The following is a 22,959-nucleotide window of genomic DNA, read 5'->3' on the forward strand; positions in this document are numbered from 1 at the left end:
AAGCCCGCGGATCAATCCGTCGGCGATGCGATGACGTTGCGGCGCGTCGGGTTGCCGCCCGAGGCGACGCAGCCTAAGCACCCGGCTCGGAATTTCGAACCGGGAGAACGCCGCATGCGGCCCTCGAAGCGCGCGGCCGACGAGTTGCGCACGGTCACGCTGGAACGGTCGGTCGCCCGCTACGCGGAAGGCTCCTGCCTCGTGACCTTCGGCGAGACCAAGGTGCTGTGCACCGCCTCCCTCGAAGAGCGCGGGCCGCACTGGCTGCGCGGCTCCGGCAAGGGCTGGGTGACGGCCGAGTATTCGATGCTGCCGCGCGCGACGCACGAGCGCACCCGCCGCGAGATCAATTCCGGCAAGCCCTCGGGGCGGACGCAGGAGATCCAGCGGCTGATCGGGCGATCCTTGCGCGCCGTCACCAACCTGCCGGCCATGGGCGAGAAGCAGATCACCGTCGACTGCGACGTGATCCAGGCCGACGGCGGCACCCGCACCGCGGCGATCACCGGCGCCTGGGTCGCGCTGCACGAGTGCTTCGCCTGGATGCGCGCCCGCTCGATGATCTCGGTCGACCCGCTGCGCGACCACGTCGCCGCGGTGTCCTGCGGCATCGTCAAGGGCGCGGCCGTGCTCGACCTCGACTACGCCGAGGATTCGGGCGCCGAGACCGACGCCAACTTCGTCATCACCGGCACCGGCGGCCTCGTCGAGGTGCAGGGCACCGCCGAGGGGAAGCCGTTCTCGGAAGCCGAGCTGCTCGAACTGCTGCGGCTCGCCAAGGGCGGCGTCGCCGACCTCGTCGCCCTCCAGAAGCAGGCGATCGCATGAGCCACCGCATCCTCACGGGCAAGGTCGTCATCGCGACCCACAATGCCGGCAAGCTGGTCGAGATGCGCGAGCTGCTGGCGCCGTTCGGCGTCGAGGCGGTCTCGGCGGGCGAACTCGGGCTCGCCGAGCCGGACGAGACCGGCACGATGTTCTCCGAGAACGCGGCAATCAAGGCGATCGCCGCCGCCGAGGCCACCGGCCTGCCGGCCTTCGCCGACGATTCGGGCCTGTGCGTCGCCGCCCTCGACGGGGCGCCCGGCCTGTTCTCCGCCCGCTGGGCCGGCCCGTCCAAGGATTTCGCCGGCGCGATGGCGCGGATCGCCGCGGAACTCGCCCTGCGCGGGGCGACCGACCGGCGCGCGCACTTCGTCTCGGCGCTGGTGCTGGCCTGGCCCGACGGCCATGTCGAGCTGTTCGAGGGCCGCGTCTTCGGCGACCTCGTCGAGCCCCGCGGCACCGCCGGCTTCGGCTACGACCCGATGTTCCGGCCGGACGGCTCTAACCGAACCTTCGGCGAAATCTCGTCGGAGGAGAAGCACGGGGTCGACTGGCAGACCGGCAACGCCCTCTCTCACCGGGCGCGCGCCTTCGTGGCGCTCGCCGCCGCATGCCTGCGTCGCCCGACCTGAACCCGTCGCACGATTGCCAAACGGCGCGCACGCGAGCACATCGCGTGCGATGATCGACCGTTCAGGCCCGGACCACCCGACCCGCGACGCGGGCTTCGGCGTCTACGTGCATTGGCCCTTCTGCGCTTCGAAGTGCCCGTATTGCGACTTCAACAGCCACGTGCGCCACGCGCCGGTGGACGAAGTGCGCTACCTCGCGGCCTTCCGCGCCGAGATCGCGCACGTGGCCGCCCGCACGCCCAGCCGCACCGTGTCGAGCGTCTTCCTCGGCGGCGGCACGCCCTCGCTGATGCAGCCCGGCACCGTCGCCGGCATCCTCGACGCGGTGGGCGAGGCCTGGGGCGTCGCGCCCGACGCCGAGATCACGCTGGAGGCCAACCCGACCAGCGTCGAGGCCGGGCGGTTCCGGGGTTACCGCACGGCTGGGGTCAACCGCGTCTCGCTGGGCGTCCAGGCCTTCGACGACGCCTCCCTCAAGAGCCTCGGGCGGCTGCACAGCGCCGAGGAGGCGTTCGCCGCGATCCGGGTCGCGCAGGGCGCCTTCGACCGCAGCTCGTTCGACCTGATCTACGCCCGCCCGAACCAGACCGCCGAGGCCTGGCGGCGGGAACTCACCCAGGCGATCGGCCGGGCGGCCGAGCACCTCTCGCTCTACCAGCTCACCATCGAGCCGGGGACGCCGTTCTACGGCCTCGCCGCCGCGGGCCGGCTCGTGCCGCCCGACGACGAGGCGGCCCGCACCCTCTACGACGTGACCCAGGAGGTTTGCGACCGGGCCGGGCTTCCGGCCTACGAGATCTCGAACCATGCGCGCCCCGGCGCGCAGTCGCGCCACAACCTGCTCTACTGGCGCTACGGCGAGTATGCCGGCATCGGCCCCGGCGCGCATGGCCGCCTGGTCACGGAGGCGGGCCGCCTCGGCACCGTCACCGAGAAGGCGCCGGAGGCCTGGCTCGCCCGGGTCGAGCGCGACGGCCACGGCATCTCCGAGACCGAGACCATCGCGGGCGCCGACCAGGGCGACGAGTTCCTGATGATGGGCCTGCGCCTGTCGGAGGGCATAGACCCCGCGCGCTACGCGGCGCTGAAGGGCCGGCCGCTCGACGGAGCGCGCATCGACGCCCTCGTCGGAGACGGCCTGGTCGCCCGCCTGCCCGACGGCCGCATCGCCGCGACCGCGCGGGGCGCCCCGGTGCTGAACGCCGTGGTGGCGAGCCTGGCCGCGTGAGTTCGATCGCCCTCGTGCAAGATGATCCACAAGCCATGAGCCCGCGATGACGCCGGCCGTCGTCGCCCTCGTCCTCTTCGCGGCTTTGCTGCATGCGGGCTGGAACACGCTGCTGCGCGGGGGCGCCGACCGCCTCTGGACCATGAGCGTGATGAACCTCGCGGTCGGCGGGCTCGGGCTCGCCGTGGCGCTCGCGGTCGGGTTGCCGGCCGCGGCGAGCTGGCCCTACGCCGTCGCCTCGGGGCTGATCCACATCGCCTACAACGCGCTGCTGATCGTCACCTACCGCACCGGCGACCTCGGCCAGACCTATCCGATCGCCCGCGGCGCCTCGCCGGCCCTGGTCGCCCTCGGCGCGGGCGTCTTCGCCTCCGAGGTGCCCGGCACCGTCGGCGCCGTCGGGATCGCGCTGGTGAGCGGCGGGATCCTGTCGCTGTCGCTGGGTAAGGCCGGGCTGTCGCGGGGCACCGTGCTCGCGGCGCTGGGCACCGCCGCGACGATCGCCGCCTACACGCTGATCGACGGCATCGGCGTGCGGCTGTCGGGCGACTGGGTCGCCTACACGGCGGCGATGTTCACCTTTCACCTCGCCTTTCCGCTCTGGCTCCTGCTGACGCGCGGACCCGCGGCGCTCGGCGGGACGCCGGCCGCGCTAGCCCGCGCCGTCGGGGGCGGCGCCGCCTCGCTGCTAGCCTATGCCGCGGTGATCTGGGCGATGCGGCTCGGGGCGATGGGGCCGGTCTCGGCGCTGCGCGAGACCAGCGTCGTCTTCGCCGCGCTTCTCGGCCGCTTCGTCCTGAAGGAACGCCTCACCGCCGGCCGCATCGCCGCCTGCCTCGTCATCGCGGCAGGCGCGGCGATGATCGGCCATGGCTGAGCGGGGGCGGCGGGTTCAGGTTCCGGGCTTGGCCAGCGCCCGGGGGGCGGGGCTGACGACGCTCGCCGCGTTGTTGCGGATCTCGTAGACGGCGAGCGCGCGGTCGCTGAGCCCGTCCGGGCGGAAGCGGAAGGTGCCGTCGATGCCCGAGAACCCGGCGCTCTTCGTCAGCGTCGCGTCGGCGAAGCGCTGGGTTCCGTATTGCCGCGCGAGCGCCGCCGTGAGCGAGACCGCGTCGTAGGCGAGCGAGGCGACCCGCGGCGGGCTGGTGCCGAACCGCGCCTGGTAGCGCCCGGCGAAGTTGCCGAAGCCGCCGGCGTCCGGCGCGGCGAACCGCCCCCCCTGCAGCGCCGGCAGGGCGAAGAGCCGCGGCTCGTTCCACACCGCCGTGCCGATCGGCCGGATACGCGACGGCGCGAAGCCCGCCTTGGTGAGCGCGGCCGCCACCGCCGGCAGCCCCTCGGCGGTCTCGGGCAGGAACAGGGTGTCGGCCTGCGCGCCGGCCCCGGTGATCAGGCCGCCGAGGCGGGCGATCGCCGGCTCCGACGCGCCGGGGACGTAGCGCTCGATGCCGACGAGGCGGGCGCCCTTGCGCGCCACCGCCTCGCGGAACTGCGCCTCGACGGCGTTGCCGTAGGCGTTCTCGGGGATCAGCGCGGCGAAGGACCGGCGCCCGCCCGACACCGATTCCTCGACGATCCGGTCGACCTCCGCCTGGGGCAGGAAGCTCAGGAGGTAGGTGCCGGGGGCGGCCACGCTCGCATCGGTCGAGAACGCGATCACCGGCTTGCCCGCGGCCCGCGCCGGCACGGAGGCGGCCGAGACGTTGGCGGCGAAGAGCGGGCCGAGCACCAGCTCGGCGCCCTCGGCGATGGCGCCGCTCGCCGCCTCGCGGGCGCCGTCCGGCGCGCCGCGGTCGTCGCGCACCAGGATCTGGAGGTCGGGCTGCTGGTACTCCTCCATCGCCAGCTCGGCGGCGTTGCGCATCGCCGCGCCGAGGCTGGCGCCCTGACCCGACAGCGGCACCACCAGGGCGACCTTGACCGACCCCTTGCCGATCCGGCCCGGAGCAGAGGCCGCGGCCGGCGTCAGCCCCGGGACGGCATCTGCGGGCGGAGCGAGATTCGGAGCGAGATTCGGGGCGAGGTCCTGGGCAAGCTCGGCGCGCGGCGGCGGCGCGGCAGAGCGCACAGTGCGCGGCTCATCCGGCCCGCCGACGCACCCGGCGAGCGCGAGGACCAGGGCGAGGGCGGCCCTTGTCCCGAAGGCGCGGGGCGAGAGATGTCGCGCCATCGCGAAACGTCCTTCACGCAAGATCCGGCACGAACACATCGTCGCACAGGCTTAGAGTGTGCGCCCGAAAAGTAAACGCGCCGGCCTCGCGGACGCGTGTCCGACACATCCGATGTCGAAACGGGCGCGGTTCAAATTCCGCTCGGGCCCGCGCCGTGGCAAGGTCGCCGCGATGACACAGAGAATCGAGCCCGCACGCCGCCCCGTCCGCAAGGACCCGCCGGGCGGTTCAACCGCCAAGCCCGCGACCTTCACCGCCTTCGGGCTCGCCACCGAGGCCGAGCCGCTGACGCCGGGCCTCCACGTGGTGGCGACGCCGATCGGCAACCTGCGCGACGTGACCATCCGGGCGCTCGCGACGCTCGCCGCCGCCGACGCGGTGCTGGCCGAGGACACCCGCGTCACCCGCACGCTGCTGATGCATTACGGCATCACCACCCCGCTGGTCGCCTACCACGAGCATTCGAACGCCGCCGTCCGCGAGCGGATGGTGCGGCGGATGCTGGACGGCGAGGCGCTGGCGCTGGTGTCGGACGCCGGCACGCCGCTGGTCTCCGACCCCGGGTTCAAGCTGGTCCAGGCGGCGATCGAGGCGGGGATCGCGATCATCCCGATCCCCGGCCCATCGGCGGTGATGACGGCGATCGTCGCCGCCGGCCTGCCGACCGACCGGTTCTTCTTCGAGGGGTTCCTGCCGCAGAAGGCCGGCGCGCGCCGCAACCGGCTCTCCGCGCTCGCAGGCGTCCCCGGCACGCTGGTGCTGTTCGAGTCGCCCCACCGCCTGCCGGAGATGCTGGCCGACGCGGCCTCGGTCCTCGGCGGCACCCGCCCGGCCGCGGTGGCGCGCGAGCTGACCAAGATGTTCGAGACGATCCGCCGCGGCACGCTGGGCAGCCTCGCCGACACTTTCGCGGAGGAGGGCGCGCCCAAGGGCGAGGTGGTGGTGGTGATCGGCACCGCAGCCGACGAAGCGAGCCCGGAGGAGGCCGACGCCGGCCTCGACGCGGCCCTGCTCGCAGCGCTCGCGCGCCACTCGATCAAGGATGCCGCGAGCCTCGTCGCCGACGAAACCGGGCAGCCGCGCCGCGCGGTCTACAACCGGGCGCTGGTGCTGGCACGCAAGACCGATGCGGACGCCTGAGGCCACGCGCCGGCGGGCGGCGACGGAGCGGCGCGGGCGCCGGGCCGAATGGCTCGCGCTCGCCGCGTTGATGCTGAAGGGCTATCGCCCGCTGGCGATGCGGGTCGCCGCGGCCGGCGGCGAGATCGACCTGATCGTGCGGCGCGGCGACACCATCGCCTTCGTCGAGGTGAAGGCGCGGGCGACCCTCGTGGAGGCGCAGGGCGCGATCGGCCGGGTCAAGCGGCAGCGCTTCTCACGCGCGGTGCGGGCCTGGGTCTCTCGCAACCCGTTCGCTGCGGCGCTGACGCTCAGGGCCGACGCGGTGTTCATCGGCGGCCGCGGCTGGCCGGTCCACCTCGTCGACGCGTTCCCGATCGAAGGCTTGTAGGAGGGTCGCGTCAGCCGCGCGCGGCGCTGATCGCGCCGATGAGCGTGCGCTTGAGGTCGGCTTGGCTGAAGGGCTTCTGCACCACCGGCCGGTCGCGGAACGGCTCGCGGATGCCGGCGCCGCCGTAGCCGGTGGAGAAGATCAGAGGCAGGTCGCGCTTCGCGATCGCCTCGGCGACGGGGTAGATCGGCTCGCCCGCGACGTTGACGTCGAGGATCGCGACCTCGAAGGTCTCGCCCTCGGCCATCTCGAGGGCGGTCGAGAGACGCGCGGCGGGGCCGACCACGGTACAGCCGAAATCGAGCAGCATGTCTTCGAGCAGCATCGAGATCGCGGCTTCGTCTTCGACGACGAGCACGCGCTTACCCTGGAGAACGTCGTCGTTCGGTTCCGCGCTCACGCCGAGGTGTCTTCCTTAGTCGATCCGCCCCGCTTCAGCGGGACGTCGCCATGATGGCTGGTCGGATCCGATCGTCGCGCCAGAAGAACCAAGCGGGTACGCCGGGGGGCTGAGGGGTCGCCCGGAACGCGTTTTGTGTCAAGCGTCCGGCGCGGGCCGTTCGCCGACCAATGTTACACGGCGATACATTTCGCGATAGGGTGTGGCCGGCCCGCGCCGAGGCAAACCCGCGACGGGCCGGATTTTTTCTCGAGGGGGGCGGATCTATTCCTGCGATGGGTCGATGTGTCCCTGCCTGCGATCGCCGCGCGGTGCTGGCCGGCCTCGGCGCCTGCCTCGCCGCGGCGCCGGCGCGAGCGCGCGGACCGGTGGTGGTCGCCTCGAAGAGCGACACCGAGGGCACGCTCGTCGGCAGCATGATCGCCCTGTGCCTGGAGGATCTCGGCATCCCGGTGCAACGCCGCCTCGGCCTCGGGCCGACGCTGATCGTCCGCACGGCGCTGATGTCGGGCGACGTGGACCTCTATCCCGAATACACCGGCAACGGCGCCTTCTTCACCGGCACCGAGGCCGACCCGGCCTGGAAGCGGCCCGACAGCGCCTACGCTGCAATCGCCGCCGCCGATCGGGCCAAAGGCCTCGTCTGGCTCGGGCGGGCGCCGGCCAACAACACCTGGCTGATCGCGGTGCGCGGCAGCCTCGCCCGCAAGGAGGGGCTGGCCACCATGGCGGACTTCGCAGAGGCCGTGCGGCGCGGGCTGATCCGCCTGGCGGCCTCGACTGAGTTCGTCGAGAGCCCGGCGGCGCTGCCGTCCTTCGAGGCCGCCTACGGCTTCGCGCTGCCGATGGGCCGCATCGTCAGCCTGCCCGGCGGCGAAACGGCGGTGACGGCGCGGGCGGCGGCGCAGGGCATCAGCGGCGTCAACGCCGGCATGGTCTACGGCACCGACGGGGCGCTCGGCGCCCTCGACCTCGTCGTGATGAGCGATCCGAAAGGCGCGCAGATCGTCTACGAGGTCGCACCGGTGATCCGCGCCGACACCCTCGCAAGCCATCCGCGCATCCGCGACACGCTCGATCCGGTCATCGCGCGCCTGGATGCCGACACGCTCCGCCGGCTGAACGCCCGCATCACCGTCGAGGGACAGGTGGCCGAGGCCGTCGCGCGGACATTCCTGCGCGACGCCGGCTTCATCACGTGACGGCCGCCGCCCGCGATCGAATGGCCCGCCTCGTGCCGCTGCTGTTCGCCATCGCCTTCCTCGGTGCGGTCTACGGCCTGCCGCTGCTGCGGCTCGCCAAGAACCGCCTCGTCGTCGGCGAGCCGGTCTACGCCCTGGACGGCGCCGGCATCGTGGCCGGCTTCGGGCCGGAGATCGAGGCGGTGTCGGCGCTGGTGCTAGGGGCGGCGCTGCTCGCGCGCGCCGGGCGGACGCGGGTCGGGCTCGGCGCCGCCACCGCCCTCCTCGCGCTCGCCCTCGCGCTGCTGGTTCTGGCGCTCGGCAACACCGCCGAAGACCTTCTCGCGGGCGAGCCGCCGGCCGCCCGCGCCGGCCTCGCCGCCGGCGCCTGGGCGGGGCTGGCGCTGCTCGCGGGCGGGCTCGCCCACCTGTCCGGGCGCATGGCCGTCCCCGGGCTCGGCGCGGGGCTGGCGGTGGCCGTCCTCACCTTCGTCGGCGTCGCCTACGCGGCCGGGGCGCTGGGGAGCCTGTCGCTCGCCGTCGAGTTCGCGGCGCGCGGCCCTGCCGTCGGCGGGGCCCTGGTGCGGCACCTGCTGCTTTCCGGCGGCGCGGTGCTGATGGCGGTCTGCGGCGCCGTGCTGCTGTCGCTGTGGCGGCGCGGGCAGGGCCTCGTCGCGATCCTGGTCGGCGGCATCCAGGTGGTGCCGGCGGTGGCGCTGCTCGGTGCCCTGGTCGCGCTGGCCTCGGGCCTGCTGCGGGCGGTCCCGTCCCTGCGCGAAGCCGGCTTCAGCGCCCTCGGGCCGGCTCCGGCGCTCGTCGGCATCGCCGCCTACCTGCTGCTCCCCCTGTGGCGCGGCCTCGCCCTGGCGCTCGCGGCGCCCGACCCGGCCACCCTCGACGCGGCCGAGGCCCTGGGCCTCACCCCGCGCAAGATCCTCTTCGAGGTGCGGCTGCCGATCGGCGCCGGCATCCTGATCGGGGCGCTCCGCGTCGCCTGCGTCCAGGCGATCGGGCTCGCGACGCTCGGGGCGCTCGTCGGGGCGGGCGGCCTCGGCGGCATCGTCTTCGACGGCATGGCGCAGTTCGCCCCGGACCTGATCCTGCTCGGGGCGATCCCGATCGTCGTGCTGTCTCTGGCCGTCGAGCGGGCCTTGAGCCGCGTCGAGGACCGCGTGCGGAGGACGGCATGAACGTCCGTCGCGCCCTGCGCCCGGCCCTGGGAGCGCTCGTCGCCGGCCTGGTGCTCGCGGCCCTCAGTCACCCGGCCATCGCCTCGGCGATCGTCGCAGGCCTCGGCGACGTGCCGCGGCGGGCGCTGACGCCCGGCTACCTCGCGGCCCTGGCGCTCCAGCACCTGATCCTCGCCGCGACCGGCCTCGCCTTGGTCGCGACCGCCGGCATCGGCCTCGGCATCCTCGCGACCCGGCCCGGTGCGGGCTCGCTCCGCGGCGGCGTCGACACCCTCGCGGCCGCCGCCCAGGCGGTGCCGCCGGTGGTCGTCGTGGCGCTGGCCCTGCCGGTGCTCGGCTTCGGCGGCCCGCCGACCCTTCTGGCGCTGGTGTTCTACGGGATCATGCCGACGCTTCGCGGCACGGTCGGCGCCCTGGAGGCGGTCCCGGCCGAGGCGCGCGAGGCCGCCACCGCGCTCGGCCTCACCGCCCGCCAGACCCTGACGCGGATCGAGCTGCCGCTGGCCGTGCCCGCGATCGTCGAGACCCTGCGCACGGCCCTCGCCCTCGCGGTGGCGGTGGCCGCGGTCGGCGCGCTGGCGGGCGCCGCGACGCTCGGCACGCCGATCGTCGCCGGCCTGCAGAACCAGAACACCGTGCCGATGCTGCAGGGCGCCGCCGCCACCGCGGCCTTGGCCTTCCTGTGCGATGCGGCGATGGTCGCGGTCGCGGGCGTGTTGCGGCGGTAGCGCGCTCGGACACGCAAGGGCTCGCGTCCGTAGGAATTTTTATGAGATCAAAGCAATAACGTCTCGACGGCGCCGTCGTTGACGGCGCTTGCCTGCGTCGCGGCGGGGTGGAGGGCGCGTGCGGATCACCGACGGAACGCACGCCCTCGACAACTTGGCGGATCGTGCCCTGGAACGCGTGTGGATCGAACGCACCGTGACGGAGCCGGAGGTCGCCGAACCGGACCCGAAACACCCCGAACGCATCCGCGCCTATCGCTCGGTCCCGGAGCGCGACGGACGGATACTCCGCGTGGTATCCGTCCCCACGGAGGGCGGGGTGCACATCATCACCGCTTTCCTCGATCGCAGCCGGAGGCGCCCACGTGAAGTCGCGGTATGACGCTGAGACCGATGCGCTCTACGTCCGCTTCGCGGATGCTCCGGTGGTCGAGAGCGAGGAAGTCCGTCCCGGCCTCATCATCGATCTCGATGCGGCCGGACGGATCGTGGCGGTCGAGATCCTCGATGCGTCCGAGCACCGTTCGACCGGTGCGGAGCTCGATCACCTCTCGGCCGCCTGACCGCTAATCCTCCTTGAACGACACCTTCGCCCCGCGCGAGACGTGGGCGGCGAGGTCGCGGGCGTTCCAGTTGGTGAGCCGGATGCAGCCGTGCGACTCGGTCTTGCCGACCTTCTCGGGCTCCGGGGTGCCGTGGATGCCGTAGGAGGGGATCGCGAGGTCGATCCAGACCAGGCCGACGGGGTTGTTCGGGCCGGGGCGGATCGAGAACTTCTTGCGGGTCTTCACGCCCTTGAAGCGATACTTCGGATCGTAGGTGTAGGACGGGTCGAAGGCGACGCCCTTCACCTTGGTTTCGCCGCTCGGCGCGGGCTTCTCCTCGCTGCCGATCGAGGCGGGGTAATAGGCCAGGAGCTTGCCCGCCTTGTCGAAGGCACGCACGTCGCGGCTGCTCTTGTCGACCTCCACGCGGTCGACCTTCGGCTCCCGCGGCAGCTCCTTGGCCTTGGGCTTGTCGAGGCCCATCGGCTGGACGCCGGCGACCAGGATCACCGTCCCGGCCTTGTCCAGCGGCTTGTCCGGGTTTAGCTGGCTCAGGAGGTCGCGGCTCATGTGGAAGCGCTCGGCCAGCATTTCGCGCGGGTTGGTGTAGCCCATCGATTCGAGGTCGGCCTGCGCCTCCATCTTGGGCGGGATCTTCTCGACGTAGGGGCCGGCCGCATCCGCCTCGGTGATGGTGTAGTCGGTCACCACCGGGTCGCCGCCGGCGCCGGCGAGCTTGTCGAAGACCTCCTTGGTCAGCGTCTTCGTCGCGGGCAGGCCCTGCGCCACCGCGTAGGCCGAGAGCGCGCCTTGCAGGTTCTCGCCGTCACGCCCGTCGATCGCACCGGGGAAGAACCGCGCCCGGTCGAGCAGAACCTGCACCTTGATCGTCAGCGGATCGGGCTGGTCGTCCGCCTTCGACGCGGCGGATTTCTTGGTCTCGTCCTGGCTTGCACCCTTCTTGCCGTCTTTGACGGGCTCGGCGAAGGTCGCGTCCCGGATCGCCTGCGCGCTCGGCGGCGCAGGCTCGTCCTTGCCCGACCCCTTGCCCGAACCCTGGGCCGCCGCGACGCCGGGGACGGCAAGGCAGGCCAGGGCGATGACCGCGAGGCTGGTCCGCGTCGTCAATCCGAACGTCATGGTCGAGGCTCCTGGAGCCGGTTCGCTCCCGGGCGATCAAGCGTCGGCGACGGGTGGGCGTTCCGCGCCAAACGGCACGGCGGCATCAGGTTTTCGCGAACGGCCCCGCTGGCACAGCTCACTGGCACAGCCGGTGCCCGGCCGCCCGCTCGCGCTCGTCGAGATGGAAGTGGTTGGCGTGCGCCGCGTTGGAGCCGGGGCCGAGCACCGTGCGGAAGAACCCGCAGGCCCGCGACCGCGCCGCATCGAGGAAGCGGCCCTCGGCCGACCCGTCGGCCATCGCCCCGACGGCGATCGCCGGACGGCCGGCGAAGGTGAAGCTCATCACGTCGACGCCGTTGGCGAAGGCATGCTCGCTGAGCTTGGCCTCGACGTCGTGGTTCTGCCCGCGGCACTCGTAGGAGGTGCCGATCGCGATCCCCGCCAGCGGCTGCTTCAGCTCGCGCTCGGCCGCGACCTGGACCTCGGTCGTCCAGCGCGCCAGCGCCTCGGCGGCGGCGCAGGTCAGGGTCGCCGGCTGCGGCAGCGCCACGTCGGTCAGACCCGTCAGCTTCAGCGGCAGCGGCGTGCCGCATTGCCCGTTGACGATCGCCGGCAGCGGCTCGAACGCGGCGCCGAGGCGCTTCAGCCGCACACGGCAGGCGGCGTCGTCGGGCGCCGCGACCTTGAGGGCGAGCGCCGCCTCGCCCGACAACTCGGCCGGCCGCTCCGGGGGAAGCGGCGGCGGGACCGGCATCTCGGGGGGCTTGTCGGCGACCTTGTCGCCGGGTTTGACCTCCGCCTGGGCGGGCGGCTCGGCGGGTTTCGGCTCCGGCGCCGAAGCCGGGGGCGTCGCCGGCGTCAGCTCGGCCGGGCGCTCCGGCGGGCGCGGCGGGTCGCTCACGGTCGCGCCCGGCGCGGTCGCGGGCTTCAGCTCCGCGGGCCGCTCGGGCGGCAGCGGCGGCGGCACGGGGACGGTCGCCTCGGGCGCCTGCGTTTGCGCCTTGATGCCCAATGCCTTGACGTCCAAGGCCTTGGCGTCCTGGGCCTTGGCGTCCTGGGCCTTGGCGTCCTGGGCCTTGGCGTCCTGCGCCCTCGCATCCTGGGCCCTCGCATCCCGTCCCGCCGTCATGGCAAGCAGGGTCGTGCCGGCGAGCGCGAGCGCCGCGAACCGTCGAGACCGACCTGACGCCATGACCCATCCACCCCATCCGGTCGTCACCCGCGACACGATCCTGTGCGAGGGACGACCCGTCACGATCGAGCGGTTCGCCCCGCACGGCAAGGACGCCCCGGCCACGGCGACCGTGATTCTGCTCCACGACGCCGAAGGGCCAGGCTCGGACCGGCCGGTCCGGGCCGAGGCCGCGGCCTTGGCGGAGGCCGGCTTCGCGGTGCTGCTGCCGCACTATCTCGACCGCACCGGCGAGGCACGGGTGGGCTTTTCGGGGATCAGCCGGCATTTCGGTGCGTGGCGCGACGCCCTCGAGACGGTCCGGGCGCAGGTCCCCGGCCCGGTGGCCCTGGTCGGCCGCTCGCTCGGCGGCGCCCTGGCGCTGGCGCTCGCCGCGCGGGCGCCGGGGGCGAACGCGGCGCTGGTGCTGCGCGCGACCTTCCTGCCGCCGGAGCTCGGTACCGGTCCCCTCGCCCTGCCGCCGGCGCTGGCGCTGCACGGCGCGCGGGACGCCCTCGTCGGCCCGAGCCATCCGGAAACCCTGCGGCGGCGGATGGAAGAGGCGGGCGGGACCTGCCGCGTCCACCTCTACCCGGACCAGGGCCACGCCTTCGACCCGGCGACGGATGCCGACGCGACCGCGCGCGGCGTCGGCTTCCTGAAGCGTGCGTTCGGTCCTATCTGAGGTGGACACGTATCCGACCGCCGCCCTCCGGCGGCCCCAGCCGACGCGCGGCGCGAGACATCGAGACCTTCAGATGACGACAGCGCAAAATCCCGGCCTCGCCGACCTGCCGGCCGGCAACCCCTTCTCCGAGGCGGCCTGGGGCACGCCGGCCGAGCTTCCGCCCTTCGAGCGCATCCGGCCCGAGCACTACCTGCCGGCCTTCGAGGCGGCGCTGGCGGCGCACGACGCCGAGATCGCGGCGATCGCAGGCGAGGCCGCGGCGCCGAGCTTTTCCAACACCGTCGCGGCGATGGAGCGGGCGGGCCTCGCCCTCGATCGGGTCGCCGGGGTGTTCTACAACCTCACCGGCAGCCACACGAACCCCGAGCTGCAGGCGATCGAGCGGACGATCGGCCCCAAGCTCTCGCGCCACGGCAGCGCGATCTACCTCAACCCGGAGCTGTGGGCGCGCATCTCCGCGGTGGACGCCGACGCCGAAGGCCTGGGCGACGAGGAGCGCCGGGTGCTGTCGCGCTACCGCACCCGCTTCCGCCGCGCGGGCGCCGACCTCGGGCCGGAGGACAAGCTGCGCGTCGCCGAGATCGCCGCGCGGATGTCGGAGCTCGGAACCCAGTTCAGCCAGAACCTGCTCGCCGACGAGAGCCGCTTCCTGCTGCCGCTGGACGCCGCCGAGGACCGCGCCGGCCTGCCCGACTTCCTGGTCGCCTCGGCCGCCGACGCCGCCAAGGAGCGCGGCGGCGCGCACAGCCACGTCGTCACCCTGTCGCGCTCGCTGATCGAGCCGTTCCTGGTGTCCTCGACCCGGCGCGACCTGCGCGAGCGCGCCTACGAGGCCTGGATCCGCCGCGGCGAGGGCGGCGGCGACACCGACAACCGCGGCATCATCCGCGAGATCGTACAGCTCCGCGCCGAGCGGGCGCGGCTGCTCGGCTTCGACAGCTTCGCCCACTTCAAGCTCGACGACACCATGGCGGCGACCCCGGACGCGGCGATGGACCTGCTGCGCGAGGTCTGGACCCCCGCCCTCAAGCGCGCCGGCGCCGAGCGCGACCGGCTGCAGGCGATCGTGCAGGCCGAGGGCGGCAACTTCGCGCTCCAGGCCCACGATTGGCGCCACTACGCCGAGAAGCTGCGGCGGGCCGAGCACGACCTCGACGAGAGCGAGATCAAGGCGTACCTGCCGCTCGATTCGGTGATCCATGCCGCCTTCGACACGGCCTCGCGCCTGTTCGGCCTGACCTTCGCCGAACTCCCGGACGTACCGCGCTACCACCCGGACGTCCGCGCCTGGCGCGTCGGAAACGCCGACGGCTCGGAGGTCGGCACCTTCCTCGGCGACTACTTCGCGCGGCCGACCAAGCGCAGCGGCGCCTGGATGAGCGCCTTCCGCTCGCAGGAGCGGCTCACCGGCGACGTGAAGCCGATCATCGTCAACGTGATGAACTTCGCCAAGGCCCCGGCCGGCGAGGCGCCGCTGTTGTCCTTCGACGACGCACGCACCCTGTTCCACGAGTTCGGCCACGCCCTGCACGGGCTCCTGTCCGACGTGACCTATCCGGTGCTGGCCGGCACCGCGGTGTCGGGCGACTTCGTCGAGCTGCCCTCGCAGCTCTACGAGCATTGGCTGGAGCAGCCGGAGGTGCTGCGGACCCATGCCCGCCACCATCGCACCGGCGAGCCGATGCCGGAGGCGCTGCTGACGAAGCTGCTCGCCGCCCGCACCTTCAACCAGGGATTCGCCACCGTGGAATACACCTCCTCGGCGATCGTCGACATGACCCTGCACCTCTCGGCCGGGGGCGAGGACGGCCTCGACGTGGGCGCCTTCGAGGCCGACGCGCTGGAGCGGATCGCGATGCCGTCCGAGATCAACATGCGCCACCGCACGCCGCATTTCGCGCACATCTTCTCGGGCGACGGCTATGCCGCGGGCTACTACAGCTATCTCTGGTCCGAGGTGCTGGATGCCGACGCGTTCGACGCCTTCCGCGAGGCCGGCGACATCTTCGATCCGGCCACCGCGAAGCGCCTTCGCACCTACGTCTACGGCGCCGGCAACCTGCGCGACCCGCGCGAGGCCTACACCGCCTTCCGCGGACGCCTGCCGAGCACCGGACCGCTGCTGCGCAAGCGCGGGCTGGCGGCCTGACCTCCGGGTCGGGCAGCGGCCGCATCGCACGCCTGCGGCCCTACGGGACCGGGGGCGGAATGGGCCGACGAGGCCCGGCGGGGGCGGTAACCCTTTGGTAAACAAACGTCCTTAACCAAAGCTTTCGACAGAGATGCCGGACGCGGAGGCGAGGGCCATGACGACGAACATCGATTCGCCCGCGGAGGCCGTGAAGGCCTCGCCGGACGCGCTGCTGAAGGCTGCCGTCTCCGGTGGCAAGCCCAAGGCGGCGCCGACTGTGCCGACGGCCGCCAAGGTTGGCCGCCGCCTCGACGGGGTGGCGATGGGTCTGGCCGGGGCCGCCCTCGCGCTCGGCACGGTGCTCGGCGCCGGCACCGCGATGCTGGCGACGCCTCGCTCCGAGGGCACGGGCGTCGTGCTGGCCGAGATCAACGCGGCCCTCGAAGCCAACCGGCTGGAAGCCTCGCGCCTCGCCATCGCCTCCGACCGCCTCGACAAGTCGGTCGCCGCCCTCAAGGAAGTCTCCGAGGCCGCCCGCAGCGAGGCGAAGGTCCGCGGCGGCGCGCTGATGGAGAAGGTCGGCAAGACGGAAACGGCCCTGGTGGCCAAGATCGCGGCCCTGGGCGAGCGCATCGACCAGGCCGAGAAGGAGCAGGCCGCCCGCCTTGCGGCGACGACCGCGCAAGCGGACAAGCGCACGGTGGCGGCAGCCACCGCTCCGGCGCCCGTGCCCGCTCCTCTACCGGCCGCCAAGGCGGAGCCGGTCCAGACCGGAAGCATCACCGAACCCAAGCCGAAGCCAGCGATCATCGAGTCCTGGGCCGTGCGCGACGTGTACGACGGCACCGCCATGCTGGAGGACCGCCGCCGCCGCCTCGTCGAGGTCGCGATCGGCGATTCGATCCCCGGCGTCGGCCGGGTCGAGGCCGTCGAGCGGCGCGGGCGGGAATGGGTGGTGGTGACGCGTCAGGGCCTGGTCACGCCGCAGCCCTGGTAGGGCGCGGGGAAAATCGTCAGCTCGAGGCGATCGGCGTCGGGGTGAGGGTGCCGGCGCCGACCGGGAAGCGATGCTCGATCGTCATCGGGTCGGCCATGATCGCGGCGCGCTCGGAGCGCTGGCGGCCATGCGTGAGGGCGCGGGTCTGTGCGGTGCGCGTCGGGTGCAGGATGGCCGCGAGAAGGGCTTGGCCTTCGAACTGGGACCCGAGGTTCTTGGCGTCGAAGACGGGCATGACCGGCCTTGCAGAGACAGCGGAGCGTCGGCACCGACGGCCCAGAAGAACTGGACCGTGCGGGAGTAACGGGGACAAGCTGAACAAGTTCCGAACCTTTGAGGATCGAAACTCTTTTTTCATCATTGCATTGCGGCGGCCCGGCCATGGTGCGAGATCGCACGCCGACTTGCAGCAGGGAGCGATTTCCAGACTACGCACCCTGGGTAGAACGCCGTCGCAGGTCGTCGCGCGCGGTGCGCGTGCCGCGCTGCCTGCCGGAAAAGCATCCGTTGCACGCCTGCGCGATCAGCGGGTGTCCTCGCGCAGCAGCTCGGTGTTGACCGCGAACGCCGCCATCGCGCCCTCCGCGGCGGCGACGACCGCGAACTGCACCCGGCGCGAGGCGTCGCCGGCGACGTAGAGCCCGGGCACGTTCGTCTTCTCGTACTCGCGGGTCGGCACCACGCCGGCCTCGTTCAGGGTGCAGCCGAGCTGCGTGATGAGCGTCGAGGGCAGACAGCCCGTCGGCATCAGGAACACCGCGCGGCAGGGCAGGGCGGTGCCGTCGGCGAAGGCGAGGTGAGTCGGCCCGTCGGCGTCGCCGTCGAGGCGTGCGATCGGCGCCTCGATCAGCCGGACCCCGTTGCGCGCCAGGCGGGCGCGGTCGTCGTCGGAGAGTTCGGTCGGGTGGCCGTCGGTGCACAGCGTCACGTCGCGGCTCCACGCCGTCAGCTCCAGGGCGAACCCCTTGGCGACCGGGCCGTGGGCGTAGGCGGCGATGGGGCTGTCGCGCCGCTCGTAGCCGTCGCAATAGGGGCAGGAATGGACGCCCGCGCCCCAGTAGCGCGCGAAGCCGTGGATCGCCGGCAGATCCTGGTGCAACCCGGTGGCGAGGATCAGGCGGCGGGCGGATTCGCGGCGCCCGTCGGCGAGCGTGATCGCGAACCCGTCCGCGACCGCTTCGGCCCCGATCGCCTCGCCGTCGCGAAGCTCGACGGTGTCGTAGCGGGCGAGGTCGGCGCGGGCGAGGGCCCGGAGTTCGTCGGGCGGCGTGCCGTCGCGGGTGAAGACGCCCCAGGTCAACCGGGCGGCGGCGTTGCGCGGCGTGCCCTGGTCGACGAGCAGGACCCGGCGGCGGCAGCGCCCGAGGATCAGGGCGGCGTTGAGGCCCGCCGGGCCGCCGCCCACGATGATGACGTCGTGCATGCCGCAGCACCTCCGGATGTCGCCCCCGATCCCCTCCCTGGGCTCAAGCCGCGGCATGCGCGAACGTTTCTCGGGAGCGGACACGAAAAAGGGCGCCGGGGCGCCCTTCGTCGTCGTCCGGTCGCGCGGCCCGTCAGGCGGCGGCGGACTTCACCGGGATGCCCTTCTCGGCCAGGAAGGTCTGCAGCTCGCCCGACTGGAACATCTCGCGGGTGATGTCGCAGCCGCCGACGAATTCGCCCTTCACGTAGATCTGCGGGATGGTCGGCCAGTTGGAGAAGGCCTTGATGCCGTCGCGGATGCCGGCGTCGGCCAGCACGTTCACGCCCTTGAACGGCACTTCGAGGTAGTTGAGGATCTGCACGACCTGCCCCGAGAAGCCGCATTGCGGCATGGTGGGCGTGCCCTTCATGAACACGACCACGTCCTGGGACTTGATCTCGTTCTCGATGCTTGCGTTGACGTCGGTCATGGGTTTCGGTCCTTGATCTGCAAGAGTGATCTAATGATGGTCGGGGCGCGCTTTCAACACCTCGGCGAGACGTTCCAGGGCGCGGTCCATGTCGAAACCGTCCGACGACATCTCCTCGGGGGTGAAGGGCATCCGGTCCGGCAGTCCGCCGATCAGCCTGCCGCCGAAGACGTCGAGCGAGGCGTCGGCGATCGTTTTGGCGTTCGCCCAGAGGCGCTCCCAATCGATCCTCTGGCGCAGGAAGGGACGATAGTTCCGCTGCGCCGAGGCCTGGAAGACCAGGACCTCCTTGCGCCAGGAACGGGTCGACTGCGCAGCCGGCGCGGAGGCATATTTCAGTACGTGGATCAGCATCTGGGACATCGCGCTCTCGACGCGATCGATCTCGGACCGGCCCACGCCCTCGATCTCCTCGGCGACGTTCTCCCAATCGGGGACGTTCGACAGCTCGGGGCGCGTCGCGAGGGACCGCAACGCGGCGACCTGCTGGTCGGCCCACGTCACCGTGTGGTCGTCGTAGAGGCTCGGCTGGTCCATCGGCACCACCGCTGCGGCGACTAATCCTGCGGGACGCCCGTCGTCAGCGCAAGGGCGTGGAGCACGCCCCCCATCCGCCCCTGGAGCGCGCCGTAGACCATCTGGTGCTGGGCGACGCGGGTCTTGCCCTTGAACGCCGCCGACAGCACCGTGGCGGCGTAGTGGTCGCCGTCGCCGGCGAGATCCTTGATCTCCACCTTGGCGTCGGGCAGGGCCTCGACGATCATCCGCTCGATCTCGCGCGCGTCCATCGGCATCGGTCGGTTCCTTGGTCGGGGTTCAGGCGGCGGCCGGCAGGCTCGCCATGTAGGCCGGCAGCCAGCCTTCGTGCGCCTCACGAAGCTCGGCGACGGATATGGTCTGCCCGCCCGGCAGGGTCAAACCGTCGCCCTCGACGACGCCGACCACCGAGGCGTCAATGCCCTGCGCCGAGGCGGCGTAGAGGATGTCGGTCGCGACCTCGGCCGGCACGGCGACGAGATAGCGGGCCTGGTCCTCGCCGAAGAGGTAGGCGTGGGCCGGCATGCCCTCGGGGGCCTCGGGCAGCGTCGCGCCGAACGAGCCGGCCATCGCCATCTCGGCCAAAGCCACCGCGAGGCCGCCGTCGGAGAGGTCGTGGACGGTGTCGATCTGTCCCGAGACGATCAGCCCGCGGACGAAGTCGCCGTTGCGGCGCTCGAGCGACAGGTCGACGGGGGGCGGCGCGCCCTCCTCGCGACCCTCGATCACCGACAGGTAGATCGACTGCCCGAGCCAGCCCTCGGCCGCGCCGACCAGCACCAGCACGTCGCCCGCGCGCTTCAGGGCGATGGTGGCGTGGCGCGCGACGTCGTCGAGCACGCCGACGCCGCCGATGGTCGGGGTCGGCAGGATGCCGACGCCGTTGGTCTCGTTGTAGAGCGAGACGTTGCCGGACACGACGGGGAAGTCGAGCGCCTTGCAGGCCTCGCCGATGCCCTGGATGCAGCCGACGAGCTGGCCCATCACCTCGGGTTTTTCCGGGTTGCCGAAATTGAGGTTGTCGGTGATCGCGAGCGGCCGGCCGCCGACGGCGGTGATGTTGCGCCACGCCTCGGCCACGGCCTGCCGCCCGCCCTCGACGGGGTCCGCCTCGCAATAGCGCGGCGTCACGTCCGCGGTGAGGGCCAGCCCGCGCGGGCCGTCCTCGACGCGGACGATCGCCGCGTCGCCGCCGGGCTTCTGCACGGTGTTGCCGCCGATGAAGTGGTCGTACTGCTCGTAGACCCAGCGCTTCGAGCACAGCTCGGGCGAGCCGACGAGGCGCTTCAGCGCCTCGGTCAGCGAGGCCGGGGCGGCCACGTCCGCGGCGTGGATCTCGGGCAGGTGCGTGTTGGCGATGTGGGGCCGGTCGTAGAGCGGCGCCTCGTCGCCGAGCTCCTTGATCGGCAGGTCGGCGACCACGTCGCCGTGCCACTTCACCACGAAGCGCAGGGTGTCGGTGGTCTTGCCGATCACCGCGAAGTCGAGGCCCCACTTCACGAAGATCGCCTCGGCCTCGGCCTCCATGCCGGGCTTGAGCACCATGAGCATGCGCTCCTGGCTCTCCGAGAGCATCATCTCGTAGGGGGTCATGCCCGCCTCGCGGGCCGGCACCTTCTCGATGTCGAGCTCGACGCCGAGATCCCCCTTGGCGCCCATCTCGACCGCCGAGCAGGTGAGCCCGGCCGCGCCCATGTCCTGGATCGCGATGACCGCGCCGGACTTCATCAGCTCCAGGCAGGCCTCGAGCAGGAGCTTCTCGGCGAAGGGGTCTCCGACCTGCACGGTCGGACGCTTCGATTCGGTCTCGGCGTCGAACTCGGCCGACGCCATGGTGGCGCCGTGGATGCCGTCGCGGCCGGTCTTGGAGCCGAGGTAGACGATCGGGTTCCCGACGCCGGAGGCCGCCGCGTAGAAGATCGCGTCGGCCTTCGCGAGGCCCACCGCCATGGCGTTGACCAGGATGTTGCCGTCGTAGCGCGGGTGGAAGCCGACGGCGCCGCCCACCGTGGGCACGCCGAACGAGTTGCCGTAGCCGCCGATGCCGGCGACCACGCCCGAGACGAGGTGCCGGGTGCGGGGATGGTCGGGCGAGCCGAAGCGCAGGGCGTTGAGCGCCGCGATCGGGCGCGCGCCCATCGTGAACACGTCGCGCAGGATGCCGCCGACGCCGGTCGCCGCGCCCTGGTAGGGCTCGATGAAGCTCGGGTGGTTGTGGCTCTCCATCTTGAAGACGCAGGCGAGCCCGTCGCCGATGTCGATGACGCCGGCATTCTCGCCCGGGCCCTGGATCACCCAGGGGCCCGTCGTCGGCAGTCCGCGCAGGTGCTTGCGCGAGGACTTGTACGAGCAGTGCTCGTTCCACATCGCCGAGACGATGCCGAGCTCGGTCAGCGTCGGGTCGCGCCCGATCAGCCCGCGGAAGCGTTGGTACTCGTCCGGCGTCAGGCCATGCTGGCGGACGAGTTCGGGCGTGATCGGGACGTCGTTGCGGAACATGCGGCGGTCTCGACGAAAATCCGGTCCCGATGAGAAGGTGCCCATCGGTGAGGTAGGCGCCGGCTCGGGGGTCGCCACGGCTCTAGAGGGTAAGCGCCCGCCCTGGCAACATTCGATCGCGCATCCGGGCGGGACCGTACCGGGGTCGAAGCGCTCAGGCCCGGGCCGGCGCGTCCGCATCGGCCTCGGATGCGCTTCCGGGCTTCGCCCTGCGGCGGCGGTCGATCGCCGCGTGCACCGGTTCGGCGCCCGAGACGAGGGCGACGTAGTCGAACCCCTCCGTGTCCAGGCTCGACATCAACAACTGGAAGTGCATCTGGAACAAGTTGAAGCGCCGCCCCCGGATCAAGCGGTCCTCGATCAGGTCTTCGAGGCGGACGTAGCGCGTCGCCGGGCGCGTCCGGTCGGGGGAGGGCACGTCGGACGCGGTCAGCGGATCGCGCAGGTGGATCGACAGCCAGTCCCAGGGGGCGCGCACGTCGAGCCAGCGGATGTGGTCGGCGGCGGCGAACCGCGCGAGCGCCGCCCGGAACGCCACGGCCGGCCGGTCGAGGGCGATCCAGGGAATCACGCTGCCGAGCGTCACGAACGAGACCGGGGTGTCGCGGGTGCCAAAGGCCGGGTCGGCCGCCAGGATGCGGTCGAGCACCTCGATTCCGAGGAAGCTCGAGGAGGAATGGCCGACCACCACGATCTCGTCGGCCGTCCCTTCCGCGGCGGCGATGCGCGCGGCCATCGCGTCGAGGCGGTCGGGCATCCGCGGCTCGCGTCCCGCCGCGTGGTCGTGGGTGAAGGCGGTGTCGTCGACGAGGTGGGCGCAGTAGAACGGCTTGCCGCGGGTGAGCGCCATGATGCCGGCCAGGATCGCGTAGGCCGCGACCGGCACCGCGAGCCAGGACCAGGGCCGCCAGCCCGCCGGCAGCGCCGACGGCAGGAGGGCGCCGAGCGCGAGGCTCACGGCGACGAACAGCAGGAACAGGTACTGGACCCCGAAGATCACCATGGCGAAGCTGCGCGCCTCGCGGCGCAGGCGGCGCGCGTAGCCCGAGCGCCGAAGCCGCCACAGCAGGGCCGGCACCGTGCCCAGGCGCCGCCAGTTGGCGCGCGGGAAGCGGGCGCGGACGATGTCGTCCCAGCGCAGCAGGCCGTAGCGCGTGCGGGTGGCGCCGGATTGCACGGTCCAGTCGAGGCTGAGGCGGTCGGCGCTGCGCGACGGTTCGCCGACCGCGATGTCGAGGCCGCGGCGCGCCGCGGTCAGCCGGCTCTCGCGGCGGAAGAGGCCCCAGTAGGTCTCCGGTTGGCGCGGGTCGAAGCCGGGCAGGTAGAAGACCTGGCGCGTGGTCGTGCCCGGCCGATCGGTTGCGGGCCGCTCGACCGTGGGCAGGTCGGCCGCGGCCGTGTCGTTGGACTGGGGAATGACGACGCGTTCCGGCGCTGGTGCTGGCAAGGGATTCCGGCTCCCTACACGACGGCGCGGCCCCGAGACGAGCGAAAAGACCGATTCCCGCC

Annotated in this window: 25 protein-coding genes; 14 read left to right on the forward strand and 11 right to left on the reverse strand. The window is 72.6% G+C overall.

The window, feature by feature from the left end:
* Positions 1-114: 114 nt before the first annotated feature.
* The 4 genes from rph to MFF13_RS21140 are packed head-to-tail and all read left to right on the forward strand — an operon-like array spanning position 115 to position 3,562.
* Complete coding sequence (rph, locus tag MFF13_RS21125; RefSeq protein WP_147754543.1) at positions 115-828, forward strand: ribonuclease PH; 714 nt, start codon at positions 115-117, stop codon at positions 826-828.
* Complete coding sequence (gene rdgB / locus MFF13_RS21130) at positions 825-1,457, forward strand: RdgB/HAM1 family non-canonical purine NTP pyrophosphatase (RefSeq protein ID WP_147831018.1); 633 nt, start codon at positions 825-827, stop codon at positions 1,455-1,457. The genes rph and rdgB overlap by 4 nt, the downstream gene beginning before the upstream one ends.
* 49 nt (positions 1,458-1,506) lie before the next feature.
* Entirely contained in the window at positions 1,507-2,685 is a 1,179-nt protein-coding gene (hemW, locus tag MFF13_RS21135) for a radical SAM family heme chaperone HemW (protein ID WP_238272884.1), read from the forward strand.
* 46 nt (positions 2,686-2,731) lie between these two features.
* Entirely contained in the window at positions 2,732-3,562 is an 831-nt protein-coding gene (locus MFF13_RS21140) for an EamA family transporter (RefSeq protein ID WP_147831014.1), read from the forward strand.
* A gap of 15 nt (positions 3,563-3,577) precedes the next feature.
* On the opposite strand, the gene MFF13_RS21145 is transcribed toward MFF13_RS21140, so the two are convergent.
* Positions 3,578-4,855: a penicillin-binding protein activator gene (locus tag MFF13_RS21145; protein WP_238272885.1), complete on the reverse strand. Its 1,278-nt coding sequence runs from the start codon at positions 4,853-4,855 to the stop codon at positions 3,578-3,580.
* Between the two features lie 172 nt (positions 4,856-5,027).
* Between MFF13_RS21145 and rsmI the strand changes: the two genes are divergently transcribed.
* Together rsmI and MFF13_RS21155 are read left to right on the forward strand one after the other, a co-directional pair.
* Entirely contained in the window at positions 5,028-5,996 is a 969-nt protein-coding gene (gene rsmI, locus MFF13_RS21150; protein ID WP_147831009.1) for a 16S rRNA (cytidine(1402)-2'-O)-methyltransferase, read from the forward strand.
* On the forward strand, positions 5,983-6,366 hold the full coding sequence (locus MFF13_RS21155; RefSeq protein ID WP_238272886.1) for a YraN family protein: 384 nt from the start codon (positions 5,983-5,985) through the stop codon (positions 6,364-6,366). The genes rsmI and MFF13_RS21155 overlap by 14 nt, the downstream gene beginning before the upstream one ends.
* 10 nt (positions 6,367-6,376) lie before the next feature.
* Here MFF13_RS21155 and MFF13_RS21160 read toward each other — a convergent pair whose 3' ends face one another.
* Positions 6,377-6,766: a response regulator gene (locus MFF13_RS21160; RefSeq protein WP_147754668.1), complete on the reverse strand. Its 390-nt coding sequence runs from the start codon at positions 6,764-6,766 to the stop codon at positions 6,377-6,379.
* Between the two features lie 275 nt (positions 6,767-7,041).
* Here MFF13_RS21160 and MFF13_RS21165 point away from each other — a divergent pair, with 275 nt between their 5' ends.
* The 5 genes from MFF13_RS21165 to MFF13_RS21185 all read left to right on the forward strand — a co-directional run bounded on the left by MFF13_RS21165 (position 7,042) and on the right by MFF13_RS21185 (position 10,428).
* Positions 7,042-7,968 carry a glycine betaine ABC transporter substrate-binding protein gene (locus MFF13_RS21165; protein ID WP_238272887.1) on the forward strand — a complete coding sequence of 309 codons (927 nt, stop codon included), beginning with the start codon at positions 7,042-7,044 and terminating at the stop codon, positions 7,966-7,968.
* 20 nt (positions 7,969-7,988) lie between these two features.
* Positions 7,989-9,137, forward strand: a complete 1,149-nt coding sequence (locus MFF13_RS21170) for an ABC transporter permease subunit (protein ID WP_147831003.1) — start codon at positions 7,989-7,991, stop codon at positions 9,135-9,137.
* Positions 9,134-9,865: an ABC transporter permease subunit gene (locus MFF13_RS21175; protein ID WP_147831001.1), complete on the forward strand. Its 732-nt coding sequence runs from the start codon at positions 9,134-9,136 to the stop codon at positions 9,863-9,865. Before MFF13_RS21170 ends, MFF13_RS21175 begins: the two co-directional genes overlap by 4 nt.
* Before the next feature lie 118 nt (positions 9,866-9,983).
* Positions 9,984-10,247 carry a DUF4258 domain-containing protein gene (locus MFF13_RS21180; protein WP_147830999.1) on the forward strand — a complete coding sequence of 88 codons (264 nt, stop codon included), beginning with the start codon at positions 9,984-9,986 and terminating at the stop codon, positions 10,245-10,247.
* Positions 10,231-10,428 carry a DUF2283 domain-containing protein gene (locus MFF13_RS21185; protein WP_147750744.1) on the forward strand — a complete coding sequence of 66 codons (198 nt, stop codon included), beginning with the start codon at positions 10,231-10,233 and terminating at the stop codon, positions 10,426-10,428. Before MFF13_RS21180 ends, MFF13_RS21185 begins: the two co-directional genes overlap by 17 nt.
* Positions 10,429-10,431: 3 nt before the next feature.
* On the opposite strand, the gene MFF13_RS21190 is transcribed toward MFF13_RS21185, so the two are convergent.
* Positions 10,432-11,550: a L,D-transpeptidase family protein gene (locus MFF13_RS21190; protein ID WP_147830997.1), complete on the reverse strand. Its 1,119-nt coding sequence runs from the start codon at positions 11,548-11,550 to the stop codon at positions 10,432-10,434.
* A 118-nt stretch (positions 11,551-11,668) separates the two neighbouring features.
* Positions 11,669-12,487 carry an extensin-like domain-containing protein gene (locus MFF13_RS21195; protein ID WP_238272904.1) on the reverse strand — a complete coding sequence of 273 codons (819 nt, stop codon included), beginning with the start codon at positions 12,485-12,487 and terminating at the stop codon, positions 11,669-11,671.
* A gap of 235 nt (positions 12,488-12,722) precedes the next feature.
* On the opposite strand from MFF13_RS21195, the gene MFF13_RS21200 reads away from it, so the two are divergent.
* From MFF13_RS21200 to MFF13_RS21210, 3 genes are all read left to right on the forward strand, one after another.
* Positions 12,723-13,388, forward strand: a complete 666-nt coding sequence (locus MFF13_RS21200; protein ID WP_187273610.1) for a dienelactone hydrolase family protein — start codon at positions 12,723-12,725, stop codon at positions 13,386-13,388.
* Positions 13,389-13,461: 73 nt separating this feature from the next.
* Positions 13,462-15,540, forward strand: coding sequence for a M3 family metallopeptidase (locus tag MFF13_RS21205; protein ID WP_147764489.1), 2,079 nt, complete (start codon positions 13,462-13,464; stop codon positions 15,538-15,540).
* A gap of 157 nt (positions 15,541-15,697) precedes the next feature.
* Positions 15,698-16,519 (forward strand): hypothetical protein, encoded by an 822-nt coding sequence (locus tag MFF13_RS21210; RefSeq protein WP_238272888.1) that lies wholly within the window; start codon positions 15,698-15,700, stop codon positions 16,517-16,519.
* A gap of 16 nt (positions 16,520-16,535) precedes the next feature.
* Here the strand turns inward: MFF13_RS21210 and MFF13_RS21215 are convergent, their stop codons facing one another.
* The 7 genes from MFF13_RS21215 to MFF13_RS21245 form a co-directional block, all read right to left on the reverse strand.
* Positions 16,536-16,754: a hypothetical protein gene (locus MFF13_RS21215; RefSeq protein WP_238272889.1), complete on the reverse strand. Its 219-nt coding sequence runs from the start codon at positions 16,752-16,754 to the stop codon at positions 16,536-16,538.
* Positions 16,755-17,042: 288 nt separating this feature from the next.
* Positions 17,043-17,942: an NAD(P)/FAD-dependent oxidoreductase gene (locus MFF13_RS21220; RefSeq protein WP_147828589.1), complete on the reverse strand. Its 900-nt coding sequence runs from the start codon at positions 17,940-17,942 to the stop codon at positions 17,043-17,045.
* Between the two features lie 133 nt (positions 17,943-18,075).
* A complete protein-coding gene (gene grxD / locus MFF13_RS21225) occupies positions 18,076-18,414 on the reverse strand; it encodes a Grx4 family monothiol glutaredoxin (protein WP_147750751.1) in 339 nt (112 codons plus the stop codon).
* A 30-nt stretch (positions 18,415-18,444) separates the two neighbouring features.
* On the reverse strand, positions 18,445-18,951 hold the full coding sequence (locus MFF13_RS21230) for a DUF29 domain-containing protein (protein WP_238272890.1): 507 nt from the start codon (positions 18,949-18,951) through the stop codon (positions 18,445-18,447).
* Between the two features lie 20 nt (positions 18,952-18,971).
* A complete protein-coding gene (locus MFF13_RS21235) occupies positions 18,972-19,208 on the reverse strand; it encodes a BolA/IbaG family iron-sulfur metabolism protein (protein ID WP_147727612.1) in 237 nt (78 codons plus the stop codon).
* A gap of 22 nt (positions 19,209-19,230) precedes the next feature.
* Positions 19,231-21,450, reverse strand: a complete 2,220-nt coding sequence (gene purL / locus MFF13_RS21240; RefSeq protein WP_147828587.1) for a phosphoribosylformylglycinamidine synthase subunit PurL — start codon at positions 21,448-21,450, stop codon at positions 19,231-19,233.
* A 154-nt stretch (positions 21,451-21,604) separates the two neighbouring features.
* On the reverse strand, positions 21,605-22,834 hold the full coding sequence (locus MFF13_RS21245; RefSeq protein ID WP_147828600.1) for a hydrolase: 1,230 nt from the start codon (positions 22,832-22,834) through the stop codon (positions 21,605-21,607).
* Positions 22,835-22,959 lie beyond the last annotated feature (125 nt).

The organism is Methylobacterium cerastii, assembly GCF_022179125.1.
Taxonomy (GTDB): domain Bacteria; phylum Pseudomonadota; class Alphaproteobacteria; order Rhizobiales; family Beijerinckiaceae; genus Methylobacterium; species Methylobacterium cerastii.